This is a genomic window from Thalassotalea sp. G20_0 (genome assembly GCF_017744175.1).
Lineage (GTDB): Bacteria > Pseudomonadota > Gammaproteobacteria > Pseudomonadales > Endozoicomonadaceae > Endozoicomonas.
In genome coordinates, this window is the sequence record NZ_JAGHQV010000117.1 from 1 (window position 1) to 3,728 (window position 3,728).

A 3,728-nucleotide genomic window follows, 5' to 3' on the forward strand; every position below is an offset into this window, starting at 1 on the left:
TTGCTATGCCCGGAAGCGTGGAAGCTGCGTCAGCAGGCATGGCCGAGTCAGTCTCCATTGGCTCCGGATTACCCTGAACCGAAGTCGAAGAAGAGCGCTCAATACACGAGTTATTGCCAGTAACACGCCTGAGCTTTATGGAGGGAATGGTCCCGGATTCAGGTTGCTGTTGATGCGGTGGAAACGCTCCAGTGCCCGTTGTTGTCTGTTCAATCTGGCGACCTGCCATGCTCCGCTTTCTTTTGCGTTTGTGGCTGGTTGACGGCTCGTCCCTTCCAGCTTCAGTGGATGTTAACCGGGATACAGTATCTGCGGTTGCTGAGGAGGAAGTTGACTGCATGGTTTGGTTGGAGGGTTTCCCTGTTTCCAATTGGAGAATCGTTTGGGGATGACAACAATAGAGTACGACCTTGTCAGCCCGGTAAAGTTCCAGGCAGCCTGGCTGGTAAGGCTCTTTCCAAGTTAACACAGCCCAGGCAATGCGAGCGTTTTTATTGGCAACAGTCACTGCTGTTATATTCTTGCCCCTACGCTGATCAAGCTCTTTAATCCAGTTATTACGGCGATCGTCGTGTTTGTCGACTACCCTGACAACGGTTCTGCCACTGTGTGTCAACAGGGTTCGCAGGTAAGTATCGCCCCGTTTACTGATCCCCAGCAACGTGGGCACACCACCGGTCGATTGCTGGTTTGGCACCAAGCCCAGCCAGGTAGCCATTTCCCTGCCATTTTTAAATGAACCACATGACCTTTGGCATCAAACACCATGTAGCTGGAAACTCTTTTTGCTCAGTTCAATTCCGAGAAAAGCAACCTGGTCTTTTTGATTAGTTCCTGATTTGTTAATCTTGCCCATGGATGGTTCACTCCGTTTCTTATTTTGAATGATGTCCTACCAAACTCATCCTGTTTTGGCTCATTTGAAGCCGTTTTGGGAGCGGGGCGGACCATTCCATCAGGTCTTTCATTTTGCAAATATCTTGTTTATCACCATAAACGACAAGTGTTATGCAAAATGAAAGACCTAATGACCCTGATTTACTCTGATTGGAGTGCTGGTTGTTTCTGGCTTTGTTATTACCCAACTGATATAAAAAATACAGACGGTTGATAACTGCACCAAAGAACCGGTTTTTATTTTATTGCAGACTAACCGTTTCATAAAAACTCTAAAGTTAAATTTCAAAAATCGTCTTCAATGCTTCAGATAGATCTTTGAACTCTACCTGGCTGCCAGTTGAGTTGATCTGTAAACGGGCGGGGCTGTTTGATGACTCAAGCCGGTCAAATTCAATGTGAATCTTCTGATCTTTCTTGATGTTATGCAGTAAATTGATGGGGCCACTGCAAACCTCAAAATTATTTTTTGACAATGATTTGTAAATATCATCAGTTTCGTTGAGGCTTTCTAATTCATTGCGAATTTTATTGATGACGCTTTTGATTTTTTTGGATGCTGTTTTTTTAAATTGTTCTGCTGTTTCGCTACTAAGATTTTCCTGCATTTCTTCTGCGGTGTTAACAGCTTCCTTCTGAAGTTCCTCCTGAAGTATTTTCTTAATAATGTTAACAGCATCAGGAATTTTCTTAAGCAAGCTTTGTAAATCCACATTTTCAATAATTTCCTCAATAAAGTCTAATGGTATTGGTAGGCCAGAAGCGTCCTGAATTGCAGCTACGAAAAGCTTGCGCACCATTTTCTTTGGCAGATTTTCTGGCAGATCACAATCAAGCACACATAACTTTATATTCACACTGACTCTGGCTTTTGATTGCTCTTTTTTGTCAATACTTTTTGCCGTAAAATGCAATCTTTTATATTTATCCAAGAATTCAATAATTTTACCTTTGGTGCCTTCAATATGGAAAGGACAGCCATCCAGTATTAAGTTATTATTAGGTTTAAATCCAGGTATAAGGTGTACGGGAACAAAGATTTGTTTCCAGTTTTCAGGATTTTTGGTATTGAGGTTTCCTCTAATTCCGGAGTAGCCGAAAATTGCATCTTTATCGCTGCCTTTAATAATTTTACCAACAAAATTCTTTGCTAAAACAAAAAAGGAGTCAACTTCAGGGCAAGGGATAAAATTCAATTCTGGATACTTTTCTTTAATTTTACCAAGGCGATCAACTAATTGATTATTTATAAATACTTTTTCTTGATAGCGAATAGAACCATCTGATAAGTCAACTGGTTTACTTTGACTGTGAGTATTTTCATTTTGGTCGTTGGTCTGACAGGTTTGTCCTTCAAAATATTTGTTGAGATAATACTCACCTTTATTTTTGCGTTCACATTCGTTGAGATTATTCCAGTCCTCCTGCAGGGCCTCTTGGCAAACAGGATGTTTAGCCAAATCCAGGGGTTTATTGTTTTGCTTATCCTCAGCATTGATATTAACTGGGTGTTTTATTTGGTCTAACAACCCTATCAGGCACTGAATATTGCCTGCCTCGGCAGCCAAATGTAATGGTGTCTTGCCTTGGTCATCAGTAGCATTGATAATAAGTGTGTCTTCTTTTTCTTCTAGCAATCTTTTCAGGCACCGAATATTGTCTGCCTCGGCAGCCAAATGTAATGGTGTCTTGCCTTGGTCATCAATAGCATTGATTTTAACTTTGATTTTAACTTTGCGTTTCTCTGGGTCTAGCAACATTTTCAGGCAATAAATATCGTCTGCCTCGGCAGCCAAATGTAATGGTGTCATGCCTTGGTTATCTGGGAGATTGATGTCTACGTCATCGAACTTGGAGAGTATGCACTCAAGACATTTTTCATATCCTTGAACCTCCTTAGAACTATTGTGGTTCCAACATTTTTTTATAATGACATAGTGCAAAGCAGTCATACCACTATTCTGAACTTGGAGATTGATATTTATTTTTTCGTTAAACTTTTCATCAAAAAACCTTTCCAGGCAATCGTTTTTGCCATAAGCTGCAGCATACAAAAATAACCTCGAAAGCTCTGGACTATTATCTTTTATTTCTTCGGTTTTCATCATTTTTATCATGCTTTCGTTTCTGTTGTCATTATGAATAGTAAAAAGTAGTGGTGAAACACCTCGTTTATTATTAGTAGTGAAATATTTATGTATATTTTTATATCCTTTTTTACAGGTCTCTTCAAGAAATCTTATATTACCGTTATAAGCTGCATAGTGCAGCGGAGTATTATCGTCCTTGTCAGTTTTATTAATATCTTTAGACCATTTGTAATTTTCTTTCAGCCAATTAATTCTCAACTCTGACATGGCTATACGATGCAGTAGCGTTATACCTCTGTTATTTTTCTTATGTACATCAGCTTTAGCCTCTATCAGCTCTCTTACGCATGCATCAGTATCAGCCAGGAGCAGTGGCGTGTCACCATTTTCATCTTCAGCATCGATGCATGTTAATTCTTTGAGTTCTTTCTTCAGTAGTAACTGAAGACAATTACTGTGCTTTTCCTCGGCTGCATAGTGCAGGGGTATCCTCGTTTTATGATCTGGAAGATTGATGGATTTTGCCAATTTCCCTTCTCTTTTCGCTTTCTCCAGAAATTTTTCCAGGTAATTTATGTTGCCTTTTTCTGCAGCGTAATGCAGGAGTGTTTTATCGTCAGTTTCGTCCTGATCTTCCAGGCGTATCCTATTGACCAGTAACTCTGTAGTATCTTTGTTGTAATAATCTTTATCGATGGCTAATCGCAGGGCATGACTGATATTTTCGGGCGAGAAATGCTT

2 protein-coding genes are annotated in these 3,728 nt (G+C 40.0%); both read right to left on the minus strand.

Translation table 11 applies throughout. The annotated features are described in order from the left end of the window. Window positions 1–718, minus strand: a 718-nt coding sequence (locus tag J7438_RS24690; protein ID WP_209278705.1) for a transposase, incomplete at its 3' end; no start/stop codon positions are given. 457 nt (window positions 719–1,175) lie between these two features. After that, the coding region (locus J7438_RS24695) for an ankyrin repeat domain-containing protein (protein WP_209278706.1) at window positions 1,176–3,728 on the minus strand (2,553 nt) is incomplete at its 5' end.